Source organism: Halomonas jincaotanensis, from assembly GCF_018448785.1.
GTDB classification, from domain to species: domain Bacteria; phylum Pseudomonadota; class Gammaproteobacteria; order Pseudomonadales; family Halomonadaceae; genus Halomonas; species Halomonas jincaotanensis.
Genome location: NZ_JAHCLU010000009.1, coordinates 42,150 through 57,005 on the forward strand (window position 1 = coordinate 42,150; position 14,856 = coordinate 57,005).

Here is a 14,856-nt window from a genome sequence, read left to right on the forward strand (position 1 = left end):
CCACGGGGCTGCTGACTCACTCCGCCAGCTGAGTGAGTTAATTGAAAGGTCGGGGGTACTATCGCCGGCCTTTCGAACCGAGCCACGAGCGAACAGAGAGCAGCATGTCCCACCACTCTGATTGTCATAGGCCAGTGCATCGTCGCCATCGTCCTACTCTGGCTCTAGCTCTCCAAGCTGCCCCTCGGCCAATTGCCCGGCGATATTGCTATCAGGAGCGCGAGGTACGATCGTCGGCTGCATGACATTGTTCAGCATGGCGGGAAAATTCCTCCACTATGCGAAGCAGCAGACGGATGGAGCACCTGGTTGGGCGCCAACGTCCCTCGACACGCTGACGCCCGGGGATGGCGCGGCGCGAACTTCCCGAGTGCAAGGGCATTAACTACTGTGCGCCGGTCGCTCAGCGCTGGACCCCACAGTGCTGGTCGAGCTGCCGCCCCCGTTCTTCATCGACCGGAATAGTCAGCGGCCCCTCTGAGGGCGAATCCAGAAAAGTCGCGACGACGACGGTTTCTGCGGTCTCGCTTGGATTGACGGCGGTGTGCACATTGTCACCACCCGGATCAATGAACATGGTGCCGGTCGGATAGGGGCGCTCGACACAGTCGTCAGCATAGATGTAGATCAGTTCGCCCTGTTGCACGCCAGCCAGGACGAGGCCCGGATGGGTATGCCAAGGAAAGACGGCGCCCGGTTGGATGGTGAATTCGTACACCACAACATCGGAAGGGTCGTCGAGCGCAATGATCAGCTCTTCCCGGCCTTCGGGCTGCAAGTGAATCTCGATGCTGACGTTGTCGGTGAACCGGGTCCGCTCGTCTGACAGTTGTCTGGCCGTGATTGGCGCTGCGGCCCCTCCGTCAGCCATCACCCCAGCCGCTGTAGTCAGCATTCCGATCGCGCATGCCGACGCTGCGATGGATTGGAGCGCCTTAGGAAACGAGCTGTACTGCTGAATAGTCATGGTCATCGTTACTTACTCCTTTTGTTCTTACGGCGTGATCTGTCTTACTGTTGACTGATACGCCATTCAGTCTGTATCTCGACCCCGTGCTTGAGGGTCTGCATCACGATGCAACACGCTTCCGCGTGGTTGGCTAGCACCTTCAGTGTTGCCGCGTCGCTGGTGCCGGACGTCACCTGTGCACTGACATCGCAGTGCAAGCGTTGAAAGCCCACTGGTACTGACGGATCCACGCGCAGTGCCCCTCGCACGTCAACCTCAGCGGCCACGTGCACTTCGACGTCTGCCAGTCCTATTCTGAGCCGCTGGGCCACCATGCGTGTCGTCGAGCGCAGACACGCCGCGAGGGCCGACGTGAGCAGATCTCCTGGATTGGGGGCATCGTGATCACCACCCACCGCCCGATGGAGCCCGTAGGCCCAACGGACTCCGCCGTTGTTGGCCGGTTCGATTTCGCCACGGATCGGGTCTGCTGGATCACCGTCCAAGGCCCGCGCGTGGTCGCTGATCCAGGCTGCTTCGGGGGTTCTACGGTAGGTCTGTTGCAGTGCTCGCTGGCGATGCGTTACCACGGGTTCACTGAGCATTTCCATTTCGCTGCCTCCTGGTCGCCGTTCGTTGTGCCTGCATGTAAGCTAGGCAGTTGTCGGCGCGCGGACATGAGGCAGGCGTCCCGATAGGCGGAACGGATTCGGAAAACTTCGGGATGCGTGTCCCGCAATAAGGGTCAGTCGTCGCCGAACCCCGCTTGTCGGGCCAGTACGATGAGTTGTGCACGGCTGGTGGCACCCAGCTTGCCGGCGATGTTGCTGGTGTGGTTGCGCACCGTCTTCACCGCAACCGACAACGCAACGGCGATCTCGGCGTTGGACTGCCCGCGCGCGACGCTGTCGAGCACGACGCGCTCGCGGCGAGTCAGCGCATCGAAGGTCGGCCCCGCTGCAATGGGGCCGTCGGCGAGGAAGCGCCGCAACTCACCGAAGAAGGGGCGCCAGCCAGGGTCGTCGGGCTGCAGAATGTGGGTGTCTCCAGCCAGCGGCAGAAAGCGCGCGCCCAGAATCTGCGCTGCCAGGATACGTCCCAGCTCGAAGGGCACCATGGCGTCACCTTCGACATGCGCGACCAGCGTCGGACAACGGATATGCTGCAGGGCGTCGCGCACGTCGATTTCGTGGAATCCCCGCCATAACCTCTGCGCGTTCTGCGGCGATGCGGTGATCCGCTGGAGTTCATCCCACCATTCGATCTGCTCAACATGCTTGCGCGGCGACAATAGCCGCGCGAACAGCTCGCGGAACGCGCCGCTACTGCGCCCCCAACCGACCTCGATCAGCCGAGATAAGGCTTCGGCCTCCGCCTTCTTGCGATCGGACGCCCCGTGGCTGAAAGCCCCGTTGGGGTAGCTGTTGTAGAGCACCAGACGACTGACCCGCTCTGGATGCCTCTGCGCATAACGCAGCGCGATCGGGCCTCCCTGACACAGCCCGAGCAGGGAGAACTGCCGCCATCCCAGGCTGTCCGCCACCGCTTCGAGATCACGCACCCATGCCTCCAAGCCCTGCTCTGCAGCGGTGTGATCAGACAAACCAGAACCGCGGATGTCGAAACGGGCCAGCGAATGGTGCCTCGTAAGCTCGCGCAGCCACGGTTGCCACACCGGACTGTGCCAGTCGTGCTCGGCATGGCTCAGCCAACCACCCACGCGCAGCAGCGGCGAACCTTGACCGGAAAGCGCGTAAGCGATGCGCACTCCGTCCAGTGTTGTGCAGAAGCCGATTCGTTGCCTCATACGGCCATTCGCTGTCTCTTACGCTCAAATGTCTTCGGACGACGCACATGCCCTCTCTGTGATGCGCCGTGCAGCTCAGAAGGTAATAGAAACCATATCAGGAAAACGTTCTGCAAACGGATTTGTGTGGTATAGCCCACGCCTGTCGTTCTGCCGAAGGCTCAACGCGCCAGCTTAGCCGCGGGGAAACCGTCGGTTGCAGCGCCTCTTTAGAGTTCTTAGACGTTTCATGTGGATTCGGCCTTGTGGCAGCAGACGCGGCCCTCGGCATCGAAGGCGATGTCGCACTGCTCGATCAGCCGTTCACGCAGCCTTTGCCGGGCCCGGCGCAGCCGCGCCTTGGTGGCCGGCAGACCTAAACCATGGTCTTCGGCATAGTCTGCCTGCCTGCTTCCTTCGAGATCGCAGCGCTGCAGGATGTCTCGATCCTCCGACGAAAGATGGGGCAGGGCGCGGTCGATACAGCCCGCGAGGCTTTCCAGCGGTGCCGGCGAGGTATCGTCCACCGGTATCTCGGGCGGTTCGCCGTCAATCAGCCGCCCCGTGCGGCGCCATTCATCCATCGATTGGTGGCGTGCCACGCGAAACAGCCAGGCACGCGGGGAATCCAGCTGGCAGAAGCGGGTGCGATGGGCCAGCGCCTTGGTATAGACCCCTTGGAGGAGGTCATCGGCGGCTTCCCGGTTGCCGCAGTGTTTGAGCAAGAAGCCCCTGAGCTCGCCATGGTGAGCATCCCAGGCGACTTCGATGCACGGCGCACCTGTTGCCATGGTTACAGGGTCTCCAGCGCCAGGGCGATACCCTGGCCGCCGCCGATGCACAGGGTGACAATCCCCCGGCGTTCACCGTTGCGTTGCATGGCGTGCAGCAGACGAGTGGTCAGTACCGCGCCGGTGGCGCCGATGGGGTGACCGTGAGCGATGGCACCGCCCTCGACGTTAACGATGTCTTCCGGCAGTCCCAATTCTCGCTGGCAGGCCAGGGCGATGGCGGCGAAGGCTTCGTTGATCTCGACCCGGTCCAGGTCGCCCACCGACCAGCCGGCACGCTCGAGGGCCTGCTTCACGGCCGGTACCGGGCCGATGCCGAAGTAGTCCGGCTCCACGGCAGCGACACCGAAGGCCACCAGGCGGGCCACGGGAGCGAGACCGTGCTGCTCGGCCCAGCCGCGCTCGGCGACGATCATCGCGGCCGCGCCGCTGTTGAGTCCCGGGGCGTTGCCCGCGGTGATGGTGCCTTCCTTGCGGAAGGCCGGCTTGAGCTTTGCCAAGGACTCGGCGGTGGTGTCGCCGCGGTTGTGCTCGTCCCGGGCGAAGCTAATGGTGCCCTTGCGGCTGGTGAGCTCGACAGGGGCAATCTCGGCGTCAAAATGGCCGGCTTCCTGGGCTTTCGAGAAATTCAGCTGGGAACGTAGGGCCCAGGCGTCCTGGTCGTCGCGGGAGATGTTGTAGCGACTGGCCAGGTCTTCAGTATGCCAGCCGGCGTGCTTGCCGCTGAAGGCGTCATTGAGGCCGTCGAGCAGCATGCTGTCGAACATCGTCACGTCACCCATCCGGGCCCCCCAGCGTCCCTGGGGCAGCACATAGGGTGCGCGGTCCATGTTCTCCATGCCACCGGCGATGGTGCAGTCGGCCATGCCGCTCCAGATCTCCATGGCGGCATTGGCCACGGCCTGAGCGCCGGAGCCGCAGATCCGATTGACGGTCAGCGCCGGTACATCCACGGGCAACCCCCCGGCAATGCCGGCCTGACGACCCGAGTTCATGCGGCACCCAGCCTGGATCACATGGCCCATTATCAGTGATTGTACCTCGTCGGCAGCCAGGCCGGATCGGGACAGGGTCTCCTGAATGACCCTTGCGCCGAGGTCCGAAGCAGGGGTGTCCTTGAGACTGCCGGCGTAGGTCCCGATGGCGGTGCGGACGGGATGGCAGATGACGACGTCACGTGAAGACATGAAGAGACTCCTGGTGTTGAGCGCGGTGGCGACCAGTTAGGCCGCTTCGAGACTAATATGGGTTCAAGTCAGCTTTAGCATAGTTCTTCTAAGGCGATCCTGACCGATGTCAATTAGGGAAGCTTTCGATTTCAGGAAGGCTGGCTCGGCGCCATCAGTGCCGGGCACTGGGCGTCGCGTACGATATCTTCGGCGACCCGTTTGCGTCTGAACATGTCTTATTCCGAGAGACGGGTGGGCGAGACGCCTTCCACGAAGAGCTTCTTGATGCCCAGTAAGCCCTGGAGATCGACAACAAGCGCCTGGTCCTCGAGTGAGGGGGCGAAGTAGATCACGAGCCCTTCTGAATCGAACCGCGTAAAGGCGAAAGGATCGTCCGGGGTCCGCGCCTCGGCTACGGCAACGTGGGTACCCCCGCCGCAGCAGCCGTGGCGGGGTGAGAGGCGGATCGTCACCACCCCACCCTGTTTCAGCAGCCACTCCCGAGCCGCAGCGGTTACCTTAATGGGCATGGCTCAGCCTCGTGCCTCGATCGCCGTCGGAAAGTGCTCGCGGGTGTTGTTGGCGATGCGCACCAGAGCGAGCATCAGCGGCACCTCCACCAGCACACCCACTACGGTAGCCAGAGCCGCGCCGGACTGCATGCCGAACAGCGCGATGGCGGCGGCCACCGCCAGCTCGAAGAAGTTGCTGGCGCCGATCATCGCCCCGGGCGCTGCCACGTTGTGGGGGACCTTCCAAGCCTTGGCCCAGCCGTAGGCGATAAAGAAGATCAGGAAGGTCTGGATGATCAGCGGGATGGCGATCAGCAAGATATGTAGTGGCGCCTCGAGAATCACTTCACCCTGAAAGGCGAACAGCAACACCAAGGTGATGATCAGCCCAGTCGGGGTGACCGGCGCCAGGCGTTTCATGAAGACGTTATCGAACCACTCGATGCCGCGTCGCTGGATGACGGCTCGGCGGGTCAGGTAGCCGGCGGCCAGCGGAATAACGATATACAGCACTACGGATAGCGCCACTGTGTCCCAAGGCACCTGGATATTCGATACGCCGAGCAGAAAGACCACAATGGGGGCGAAGGCGAACAGCATGATCAGATCATTGAGTGCCACCTGTACTAGGGTGTAGGCAGCGTCACCACGAGACAGATAACTCCATACGAACACCATGGCCGTGCAGGGGGCCGCACCCAGTAGAATGGCCCCGGCCAGATATTCACTGGCGCGGTCTGCCGGAATCAGCGGCGCGAAGACTACCGTCAGGAAGAACCAGGCGATGGCGAACATGCTGAACGGCTTGATCAGCCAGTTGACCGTGGTGGTAATGACCAGCCCCTTGGGCTGGCGGCGTACTCCAAGGATCGAGGTGAAGTCGATCTGTACCATCATGGGAAAGATCATCGCCCAGATCAGCACCGCAACCGGGATCGACACCTGGGCATACTCAAAGCGTGACAGGGCCTCGGGAACGGCCGGGGCGAACTGGCCGAGCAGGATGCCCGCCACAATGGCCAGTGCCACCCAGAGCGACAGGAGGCGTTCGAACAGCCCCATGCCCTCGGATACGCTGGGGGCGGAGGATTCCAGGTGTGTGGTCATGCCATGACTCCTTTCATCATTGATCGGTTGCGCATCGCTTGGATGTCAGGGTCAAAGGGCACGCTGGTTGACCCTGGCGGAGAAAGCCTCGGCACTCTCCTTGCGCTCCGAGTAGCGGTCGGTCAGTAGCTCGCTGCGGTCGCGTACCAGCCAGGTGAACTTCACCAGCTCCTCCATGACATCGACGATGCGGTCGTAGTAGGGCGAAGGCTTCATGCGGTCGTTGTCGTCGAATTCCATGAAGGCCTTGGGTACCGACGACTGATTGGGGATGGTCAGCATGCGCATCCAGCGCCCCAGCACGCGTAGCTGGTTCACGGTATTGAATGATTGGGAGCCACCGCAGACCTGCATCACCGCCAGTGTCTTGCCCTGGGTCGGGCGCACCGCCCCCAGAGCCAGCGGAATCCAGTCGATCTGTGCCTTCATGATGCCGCTCATCGAGCCGTGACGCTCCGGCGAACACCAGACCATGCCTTCAGCCCATTGGGCCAACTCGCGAAGTTCCGCCACCTTGGGATGGGAGGCCTCTTCGCTGTCTGGCAACGGCAAGCCGCGCGGATCGAAGAGGTGGGTGTCGGCACCCATGGCACGCAACAGCCGAGCGGCTTCTTCGACCGCCAGGCGACTGAAGGATCGCTGCCGGAGAGAACCATAGAGCAGCAGGATGCGTGGCGCATGGGCCGTGCCCTCGGGAAGACCCAGAGATGTCGGGTCGGGCACCCGAAACAGCGCGTGATCGATATTGGGCAGGTCATGCAGGGATGACATGGTATTTCCAGTCGATGGGCAAAAATCAGGCAGTGAAGGCTTTTTAGCCGCGATAAGGCTAACAAGTGTCATGCGAAGATATATGTTATCCCATATATGATCAAGTGGGTCGCTTCTCCGAGACCGACCCCAGAGACTGACCCTGGTGGGTCATGCCGGAATAGTAAGGTTGGGTAGAGGGTCAGTCGACCCGTTCTATTGCCACGGCGGTGGCCTCGCCGCCACCGATACACAGGCTGGCGATGCCGCGCTTGCCGCCCCTGGTGCGCAGGGCGTGAATCAGGGTGGCGATGATGCGCGAGCCCGTGGAGCCGATGGGGTGGCCCTGGGCGGAGGCGCCACCGAAAACGTTGACCTTGTCGTGGGGCAGGCCCAGGTCGTCCATGGCCATCAGGGTGACCACGGCGAAGGCCTCGTTGATCTCGAAGAGATCGACATCGGCAACGCGCCAGTCGAGCTTCTTCATGAGCTTGTCGATGGCGCCGACTGGAGCGATGGTGAACTCGCTGGGATGCTTCGAGTGGGTGCTGTGCCCGAGCATCCGTGCGATGGGTTTGGCCCCGACGCGGTCGGCGGCGGCCTGGCTGGAGAGGATCAGCGCTGAGGCGCCATCGGAGATGGAGCTGGAGTTGGCGGCGGTGATGGTTCCGTCCTTGGCGAAGGCCGGTCGCAGCGAGCGGATCTTGTCGAGCTTGGCCTGGAAGGGCTGCTCGTCGTGATCCACCACGCTCTCGCCCTGGCGGCTGGCGACGGTCACTGGCACCATCTCGGCATTGAGCTGGCCGGCATTGGTGGCCTCCATTGCGCGTTCCAGCGAGGCGATAGCGAAGTCGTCGAGCCGCTCGCGGGAGTAGTCACGTGCGCTGGCGACGTCCTGGGCGAAGCCCCCCATTAGCTTGCCGGTCTCGGCGTCCTCCAGTCCATCGAGGAACATGTGGTCCTTGAGCTCGCCATGGCCCAAGCGATAGCCGGCACGCGCCTTGGTCAGCACGTGGGGTGCATTGGACATGGACTCCATGCCGCCGGCCAGTATCACCTCGCCGCTGCCGGCGCGGATCAAGTCATGTGCCAACATGGCGGCCTTCATGCCCGAGCCGCATAACTTATTGATGGTGGTGGCACCGATGCCATCCGGAATGCCGGCCTGGCGCATGGCCTGGCGGGCCGGGCCCTGCTTGACCCCGGCGGGTAATACGCAGCCCAGAATGCCCTCGTCGATGGCGGAGGCCTCGATGCCGGCGCGCTCGATGGCGGCTCGGATCGCTGCGGCACCGAGTTCCGGTGCGCTAAGGCTCGCCAGACTACCGAGCATGGCGCCCATCGGGGTGCGAGTGGCCGAGAGAAAGACAATATCGTTGGAAGGATTCATGAGGCGAATTCCTGACTGTAGCCGCAGGCGTCTGGCGTGACAAAGGGCTGCACGTGGCTGGAAGGCAAGCGTGCCAGCAAACCGATTCCCGGCACGTCGCGTTGACCTATCGTCAGGGCTATGGTGTTCTCAAGGCAATCAGCGCTGAGATGGTTGTCGATGAATGTAGTGAATGGCTCTGTGCCTCGCAAGGATCTGACCCATCTGACGGTCCGGCCCTAGAGCCCACGCTTATTGACGGCGAGGAACTCTGTCATGCAAGTCAAGAACCACACCTTTCTGATCACAGGGGCCGCGTCGGGGCTGGGAGCGGCGACCGCCGAGCGACTGGTCGCAGCCGGAGGACGCGTGCTGCTCTGCGATCTGGACGAGGCCGTCGAAGCGTATGCCCGGCGTCTGGGCAACTGGGCCACCGCGATACGCGCTGATGTGACCTCGGGCGAGGATATTCAGGCCGCCATCGATGCGGCCATGACTCTTGCCGACGGCCGTGGTCTGGCGGGCGTGGTCCACTGTGCCGGGGTCGTCAGTGCCGCCAAGCTGGTCGACCGCGAGGGCAATCCCGCTGACCTCGAAGCCTATGCCCGCACCGTGCAGATTAACCTGGTTGGTACGTTCAACGTAATGCGTTTGGCTGCGGCGGCAATGGTTGGAAATGAGCCAGGCGAGGATGGCGAGCGTGGAGTGATCATCAATACGGCGTCGGTTGCCGCCTTCGACGGTCAGGTCGGGCAGTGTGCCTACAGTGCCTCCAAGGCCGGTGTCGTAGGGATGAGCCTGCCGGCGGCCCGCGAACTGTCGCGCCACGGCGTGCGCGTCATGTCCATCGCCCCCGGGGTTTTCGAGACCCCGATGATGCACGATATTCCCGAGGAGGCCGTTGAGGCGTTGTTTGCGGCGGTGCCCTTCCCTAAACGGCTGGGTAGGCCCGACGAGTTCGCTCGCCTGGTCGAACACATCATTACCAATGCCATGCTCAACGGAGAGGTCATCCGCCTGGATGGCGGGATCCGCATGCAGTGAGTTCACTGAGGCCATCCATCATGCTGGGGCCTCTGGCGGTCCTGCCTTCCACTTCCATACCAGGCGTTCTCGATGCTCGCAAGCTTACTGTTCCTCTTCTCGGTCGGCGCTGTGGCGGGCTTCATTGCAGGACTGTTCGGCATCGGCGGCGGCGTCGTGATGGTCCCGGCGCTGATCTTTGGCCTCAAGGTTCAAGGCATCGACGAGTCGCTGGTGATTCACATGGCGATCGGGACCTCGCTTGCCGCGATTGCCGTGACAGGGGCCTCGTCGGCGCTCGGTCACTGGCAGAAGGGTGCGATATCACGAGACATGCTGACCAGGATGCTGCCGGGGCTGATGGCGGGTGCCGTGCTGGGCGGCGTGATCGCGAGCCTCATCCAGGCCGCCATGCTCGAGCTGTTCTTCGGGCTCTTTCTAATTTTCGTTGCCGCGCGCATGATGCTGACACGGATGCCACCTGCCTCGGAAGAAGGCGCCAGCCGTTGGGCCATGGGCGCTGCCGGTACGGTGATCGGCGCCTTTTCGGCCTTGTTCGGTGTGGGAGGCGGGGTGCTCAGCGTGCCTTGGCTGGTACGCTCGGGGGCCTCGTTGAAGCGTGCTATCGGCACCTCGGCCGCTTGCGGATTTCCCATCGCCGTGTTTGGTGCCCTGACCTTTGTCGTCACGGGCCTGGATAAGGCGGCGCTGCCGGCCTACGCCACGGGCTATCTTTACTGGCCGGCATTTTTAGGGATGGTGGTATGCAGCGTACCCAGCGCCAGGTTAGGGGTCATGGCCGCGCACTATCTACCGTCTGAGCTGCTCAGAAGGTTGTTTTCGTTGTTGATCCTGATGATAGGTTTGAGGCTGTTGGTGTGATTCGACGACCAGTGACACCCAACCCCGCACTCAAGCCACAGAGCCAGAGTCGTCTTTGACCGAATCAGTGTTGAGCCTGATCCGAGGTGGTGGTGACTGACCAAGAGTGGATTCCCAGATTGTCGTTGTTCATCGAGTCGCTCTTCTTGATGCTGTCGTTGCGCCAGCGAGGCCCGGCCATGCATTGAGAGTTCTAATCCCAAGAAGCGTAATCTGCTAATGCAGCGTCGGGGTTGTCTCTTGTATAGACTCGAACGGGTGACGACGCAGTGCGGCGCTTGGGTGTGCGTTACCACCCGGCACAAATCCCGCACCTATTGCCGGCGGTCGTCGGCAGCTTTCGTCTGATGTCCCACTGTCAGCCACAGGAGACCCACATGAGCGACACTTTGCCCGAGACGAGCCAACGCAAGCTACGCCGAACCCCGCTGGCGATTGCCATGGCAACGGCGATATCGCTTACTGTCCTGCCCGGTTACCTGCTCGCCGAACCCGAACAGGATACCAATGGTTCCACCGACGTGGCCGAGTCCGAACAGGATACTAACGGCTCCACCGATGTGGCCGAGTCCGAACAGGATACCAACGGCTCCACCGAGGTTGCCGAGCCTGATGACCGCCTTCAGGAGCTGAAAAGCGAGAATCGCGATCTCGAGGCGCGCGCTACTGAACTCGAGGAGGAACTCGAACGAGCGAACACGGAGCTTGAGACTTTCGAGGAGCGCCTTGCTGAAAGCGAATCTGAACGGGAAACACTCGAATCACGAGTGTCGGAAGCTGAAGAGCAACGCGAGCAGGCCGAGGATGCCATCGCGACCGCAACGTCTGAGGCGGAGCAGGCGCGGGCAGAACTGGAAGACGTCCGGGAACAGCGTCAATCCCTGGTCGCCGAGCACGACAACATCCAGCAGGAACTCGCGGAAGCCCGCGATGAGCTAGAGGCTAGTGAGGAGGCCAGGCAAGCACGCGAGTCGGATATCGCGGCGTTGGAAGAACGCGCTGATGGCCTGGAGGCAGATCTGGTTCAACTACGCGAAGAGACCGACGCCGAGCTGTCCGAAGTCCGCACCGAGCGCGATGAACTGGACGCCGAGCTGTCCGAGGTTAGCACCGCGCGCGATGAACTGGATACCGAGCTGTCCGAGGTCCGCAGCGAGCGCGATGAACTGGACGCCGAGCTGTCCGAAGTCCGCACCGCGCGCGATGAACTGGACGCCGAGCTGTCCGAGGTCCGCACCGCGCGCGATGAGCTGGATACCGAGCTGTCCGAGGTTCGCAGCGAGCGAGACGAGCTGGACTCCGAGCTGGCCGAGGTCCGCACCGCGCGCGATGAACTGGATACCGAGCTGTCCGAGGTCCGCACCGAGCGAGGCGAGCTGGATACCGAGCTGGCCGAGGTCCGCACCGAGCGCGATGAGCTGGATGCCGAGCTGTCCGAGGTCCGCACCGCGCGCGATGAGCTGGATACCGAGCTGTCCGAGGTCCGCACCGCGCGCGATGAGCTGGATGCTGAGCTGTCCGAGGTTCGCAGCGAGCGAGACGAGCTGGACTCCGAGCTGGCCGAGGTCCGCACCGCGCGCGATGAGCTGGATGCCGAGCTGTCCGAGGTCCGCACCGCGCGCGATGAGCTGGATGCCGAGCTGTCCGAGGTCCGCACCGCGCGCGATGAACTGGACGCCGAGCTGTCCGAGGTTAGCACCGCGCGCGATGAACTGGATACCGAGCTGTCCGAGGTCCGCAGCGAGCGCGATGAGCTGGATGCCGAATTGGCTGAAGTGCGCAGCGACACCGTGACTCCCCTTCGGACCGAAGTCGAGCAGCTTCGCGCTCTGCTTCCTTCTGAGGAGGGGGGTGAGCTTGATCTCGACAGCGCCCAGGCGGCCGCGTCCGAACAGGCCTCTCGACTTCGTACTGCCCACGAAGCGTTGCGCCGCGGCAGTAGCGACGCCGACGACCCGCAAGCCGATTACGATGACGTAGTGGCGGACTTGCGGCGTGAACAGTCCTTGGTGACAAGGGTACAGGGGGGAACGCTCTACACCCTACAATCGGGAGAGACCCTGGGTGATGTGGCTCTGCGCTACTATGGTGACGCCAACCTCTGGACAACCATTCACCAGGCCAACCAGCACATCATCGAGAATCCGGATCGGGTGGTGCCAGGTCTCACCGTCATTCTGCCCTGAGCTGGTCCCCCCCTTGTCTTTCAGGCACTGGGGGGCACCTTGACCCGTCCATAGCCGCCCACCGTATCTCCCGGCTGCGCGCCGAGACACCACCCAGCGTTGTCCTGCATTGTCCCAAGGCAATGCCGGTGTGATTGGGGTGCGGCAGAGGAGAGTTCAATTTGCAGCTACATGACATGAATATCGACGCCTTTCAGGCGCGGCTTGCCAGCGGCGAGGCTAAGCCACTCGACTGGTGGCAGGCCTGCCGTGAGCGTATCGAGGCCCGGGAATCCGAGGTGCAGGCCTGGGAGTTCCTCAGTCCCGAGGTGGGGCATGCCCCCGCCGAAGGCGCGCTGCGCGGCGTGCCCGTGGGCGTCAAGGACATCATCGATACCTGCGATATGCCCACCGCCTGGGGGACCGGAGGCTATATGACGAGCGACGGCTCTCTCGTCGATGCCGCCGTGGTAACGCTGCTGCAGCAGCAGGGGGCGCTGGTCCTGGGCAAGACCGTATCCACCGAGTTCGCTTATTTCACCCCCGGCAAGACCCGCAACCCCCATGACACTTCGCGTACCCCAGGGGGGTCCTCCAGTGGTTCCGCAGCGGCGGTGGCGGATGGCATGGTGCCCCTGGCGCTCGGCACCCAGACGGCGGGTAGCATCATTCGCCCGGCAAGCTACTGTGGCATCTACGGCTACAAGCCGACCTTCGACACCGTCAGCACCGCCGGGATCAAGCCCTTCGCGCCGTCATTGGATACCCTGGGCTGGTTTGCCAGACATATCGAGGATATCTGCACGACATTTTCGACCCTGACGCGAGCCCCGGCCATCGAGGCGCTCCCGGATCTCACCGGTATTCGTGTCGGGGTATGCAGTCTGCCCGGCAACGAGGCGCTGAATGCCGACGTGACCCAGGCACTACGTCAGGCTCAGGAGCGGTTCGAGAAAGTTGGCGCCAGTGTCGTCGTCTTGCCGTTCGATGCGCGCTTCGATGACCTGGTCGAGCACCAGAAGGTCGTCATGGCTTATGAGGCCTCCCAGAGTCTGGCCAGCGAGTACCAACACCATGCCCAACAGATGGGGCCGAAACTGGTGGAGTTGATTCAGCAAGGCCTGGCGCTCTCCTACGCACGTTACCGGGAGGCCCAGCGCGCCACGACCGAGCTGCGCCAGTTGCTTTCGCGTAGATTCGACGTAGACGTCGACGTGATTCTCGCCGCCAGCGCGCAAGGTGTGGCACCAATAGGGCTGGGTGCCACCGGTGATCCGCTGTTTTGTCGTGCCTGGACCCTACTGGGAGTGCCTTGCCTCAACCTGCCGATCAGCCAGGGCGAGCAGGGGTTACCGGTAGGCGTCCAGCTGATCGGCGATCGCTATGACGACGACCGCTTGCTGTCGATCGCGCGAACCTTGATGCGTGCTCAAACGGGATAGGCGATCATCTAGCCAATGTTGCAATGGCTGAAGGCACTGTCATGGGGGCGATACGGGTGGCTACTTCGGCGGCACGTACATCTCGTGCTGACGCTCGGGGTCCTGCTGTTCTGGTCACTGACGGGGCTTGCGGTCGCCGAGATACTGTTTCTGCCAGTCTGGGTTATGGCCACTCAATTGATCGTGGCCGGCAGTCTCGAAGCGGCCCGGTTGCGTCGTCGTGCCTGGCTTGGGCAGTACCTGTATGAACGTTCTCCCTGGCATCGCTGGTTGCGCGGCGGCGTGGTGATGGTGGTGCGTCATCAGTTACTGGGCGTGGGGCTGGCGTTGGTGCTGTTAGTTGAATTGCGACTGTTGCCGCTGGTTTGCTGGCCAGTGTTGCTCCTGGGGGCGGTTGCCATGGTGGTGTCGAGAGATCTGCTGCGTCGCCGACTGTCACGTCACGTGATCGCGCGCCACGTGGATGCAGTGACTCGTCGCCTGCTGATGCTGCCCACCGCGGGGTTGCTGATGATCGCGCTGGTGATGACTGTCCTCTGGCTACCCCAGCCCTACCTGGTGGGGCTACGCTGGGAAGAGGCACTTCTCGAACATTTACAGGGGCGTGAGAACGACTCATTGCTGGGATTCTTCGTGCGCGTGGGCAGCACTGCCGAAATCACTCAGGTGTGGGTCATGCAGAATGCCATGCAGAGTCTTCGGGTCGCCAACTCAGCCGCGCTGCTGGGCTGGGTGCTATTGCTGCTGACCCAGAGCGCGTTCGCCTGGGCCTATGTCCGACTGCTGGTCGGCGCCGATGTGCTGTGCCGGGAAGGTCGCCACAATGGCGGGAACGTCGATCGGTCGGGTATCCGAGGGTCATCATCATGAGCCTTTGCCATGTTTCATCCTCAATGACAGCTGGACGGGGG

The 14,856-nt window shown here is 62.9% G+C and carries 14 protein-coding genes; 5 read left to right on the forward strand and 9 right to left on the reverse strand.

Annotated elements, in window-relative coordinates; all coding sequences use genetic code 11:
* Positions 1-403: 403 nt before the first annotated feature.
* The 9 genes from KG088_RS09905 to KG088_RS09945 form a co-directional block, all read right to left on the reverse strand.
* Positions 404-973 carry a cupin domain-containing protein gene (locus KG088_RS09905; protein ID WP_213825362.1) on the reverse strand — a complete coding sequence of 190 codons (570 nt, stop codon included), beginning with the start codon at positions 971-973 and terminating at the stop codon, positions 404-406.
* A 38-nt stretch (positions 974-1,011) separates the two neighbouring features.
* Positions 1,012-1,560 (reverse strand): OsmC family protein, encoded by a 549-nt coding sequence (locus KG088_RS09910; RefSeq protein ID WP_213825363.1) that lies wholly within the window; start codon positions 1,558-1,560, stop codon positions 1,012-1,014.
* 134 nt (positions 1,561-1,694) lie between these two features.
* Positions 1,695-2,756, reverse strand: coding sequence for an alpha/beta fold hydrolase (locus KG088_RS09915; RefSeq protein WP_213825364.1), 1,062 nt, complete (start codon positions 2,754-2,756; stop codon positions 1,695-1,697).
* Between the two features lie 227 nt (positions 2,757-2,983).
* Positions 2,984-3,526, reverse strand: a complete 543-nt coding sequence (locus KG088_RS09920; RefSeq protein WP_213825365.1) for an RNA polymerase sigma factor — start codon at positions 3,524-3,526, stop codon at positions 2,984-2,986.
* A 2-nt stretch (positions 3,527-3,528) separates the two neighbouring features.
* Positions 3,529-4,713 carry a thiolase family protein gene (locus KG088_RS09925; protein WP_213825366.1) on the reverse strand — a complete coding sequence of 395 codons (1,185 nt, stop codon included), beginning with the start codon at positions 4,711-4,713 and terminating at the stop codon, positions 3,529-3,531.
* A gap of 218 nt (positions 4,714-4,931) precedes the next feature.
* Positions 4,932-5,225 carry a CC/Se motif family (seleno)protein gene (locus KG088_RS09930; RefSeq protein WP_213825367.1) on the reverse strand — a complete coding sequence of 98 codons (294 nt, stop codon included), beginning with the start codon at positions 5,223-5,225 and terminating at the stop codon, positions 4,932-4,934.
* Positions 5,226-5,228: 3 nt separating this feature from the next.
* Positions 5,229-6,314 carry an ACR3 family arsenite efflux transporter gene (gene arsB, locus KG088_RS09935; RefSeq protein ID WP_213825368.1) on the reverse strand — a complete coding sequence of 362 codons (1,086 nt, stop codon included), beginning with the start codon at positions 6,312-6,314 and terminating at the stop codon, positions 5,229-5,231.
* A gap of 51 nt (positions 6,315-6,365) precedes the next feature.
* A complete protein-coding gene (gene arsH / locus KG088_RS09940) occupies positions 6,366-7,085 on the reverse strand; it encodes an arsenical resistance protein ArsH (RefSeq protein WP_213825369.1) in 720 nt (239 codons plus the stop codon).
* A gap of 181 nt (positions 7,086-7,266) precedes the next feature.
* On the reverse strand, positions 7,267-8,454 hold the full coding sequence (locus KG088_RS09945) for an acetyl-CoA C-acyltransferase (RefSeq protein WP_213825370.1): 1,188 nt from the start codon (positions 8,452-8,454) through the stop codon (positions 7,267-7,269).
* A 255-nt stretch (positions 8,455-8,709) separates the two neighbouring features.
* Between KG088_RS09945 and KG088_RS09950 the strand changes: the two genes are divergently transcribed.
* From KG088_RS09950 to KG088_RS09970, 5 genes are all read left to right on the forward strand, one after another.
* Positions 8,710-9,477 carry an SDR family NAD(P)-dependent oxidoreductase gene (locus KG088_RS09950; protein ID WP_213825371.1) on the forward strand — a complete coding sequence of 256 codons (768 nt, stop codon included), beginning with the start codon at positions 8,710-8,712 and terminating at the stop codon, positions 9,475-9,477.
* Positions 9,478-9,549: 72 nt separating this feature from the next.
* The gene (locus KG088_RS09955; RefSeq protein WP_213825372.1) at positions 9,550-10,338 is read left to right on the forward strand and encodes a sulfite exporter TauE/SafE family protein; all 789 of its coding nucleotides are present in this window, start codon (positions 9,550-9,552) and stop codon (positions 10,336-10,338) included.
* Between the two features lie 377 nt (positions 10,339-10,715).
* Complete coding sequence (locus tag KG088_RS09960) at positions 10,716-12,524, forward strand: hypothetical protein (protein ID WP_213825373.1); 1,809 nt, start codon at positions 10,716-10,718, stop codon at positions 12,522-12,524.
* A gap of 161 nt (positions 12,525-12,685) precedes the next feature.
* Entirely contained in the window at positions 12,686-13,945 is a 1,260-nt protein-coding gene (locus KG088_RS09965; RefSeq protein ID WP_250148179.1) for an amidase, read from the forward strand.
* A 15-nt stretch (positions 13,946-13,960) separates the two neighbouring features.
* On the forward strand, positions 13,961-14,815 hold the full coding sequence (locus KG088_RS09970; protein WP_213825374.1) for a hypothetical protein: 855 nt from the start codon (positions 13,961-13,963) through the stop codon (positions 14,813-14,815).
* The last annotated feature ends 41 nt before the right edge of the window (positions 14,816-14,856 follow it).

Coding starts and splice junctions, on each gene's coding strand:
- KG088_RS09945 (WP_213825370.1), bottom strand. CDS start 8,454: ATGAATCCTTCCAACGATATTGTCTTTCTCTCGGCCACTCGCACCCCG.
- KG088_RS09970 (WP_213825374.1), top strand. CDS start 13,961: ATGTTGCAATGGCTGAAGGCACTGTCATGGGGGCGATACGGGTGGCTA.
- KG088_RS09915 (WP_213825364.1), bottom strand. CDS start 2,756: ATGAGGCAACGAATCGGCTTCTGCACAACACTGGACGGAGTGCGCATC.
- arsH (WP_213825369.1), bottom strand. CDS start 7,085: ATGTCATCCCTGCATGACCTGCCCAATATCGATCACGCGCTGTTTCGG.
- KG088_RS09930 (WP_213825367.1), bottom strand. CDS start 5,225: ATGCCCATTAAGGTAACCGCTGCGGCTCGGGAGTGGCTGCTGAAACAG.
- arsB (WP_213825368.1), bottom strand. CDS start 6,314: ATGACCACACACCTGGAATCCTCCGCCCCCAGCGTATCCGAGGGCATG.
- KG088_RS09905 (WP_213825362.1), bottom strand. CDS start 973: ATGACCATGACTATTCAGCAGTACAGCTCGTTTCCTAAGGCGCTCCAA.
- KG088_RS09960 (WP_213825373.1), top strand. CDS start 10,716: ATGAGCGACACTTTGCCCGAGACGAGCCAACGCAAGCTACGCCGAACC.
- KG088_RS09920 (WP_213825365.1), bottom strand. CDS start 3,526: ATGGCAACAGGTGCGCCGTGCATCGAAGTCGCCTGGGATGCTCACCAT.
- KG088_RS09925 (WP_213825366.1), bottom strand. CDS start 4,713: ATGTCTTCACGTGACGTCGTCATCTGCCATCCCGTCCGCACCGCCATC.
- KG088_RS09910 (WP_213825363.1), bottom strand. CDS start 1,560: ATGGAAATGCTCAGTGAACCCGTGGTAACGCATCGCCAGCGAGCACTG.
- KG088_RS09955 (WP_213825372.1), top strand. CDS start 9,550: ATGCTCGCAAGCTTACTGTTCCTCTTCTCGGTCGGCGCTGTGGCGGGC.
- KG088_RS09950 (WP_213825371.1), top strand. CDS start 8,710: ATGCAAGTCAAGAACCACACCTTTCTGATCACAGGGGCCGCGTCGGGG.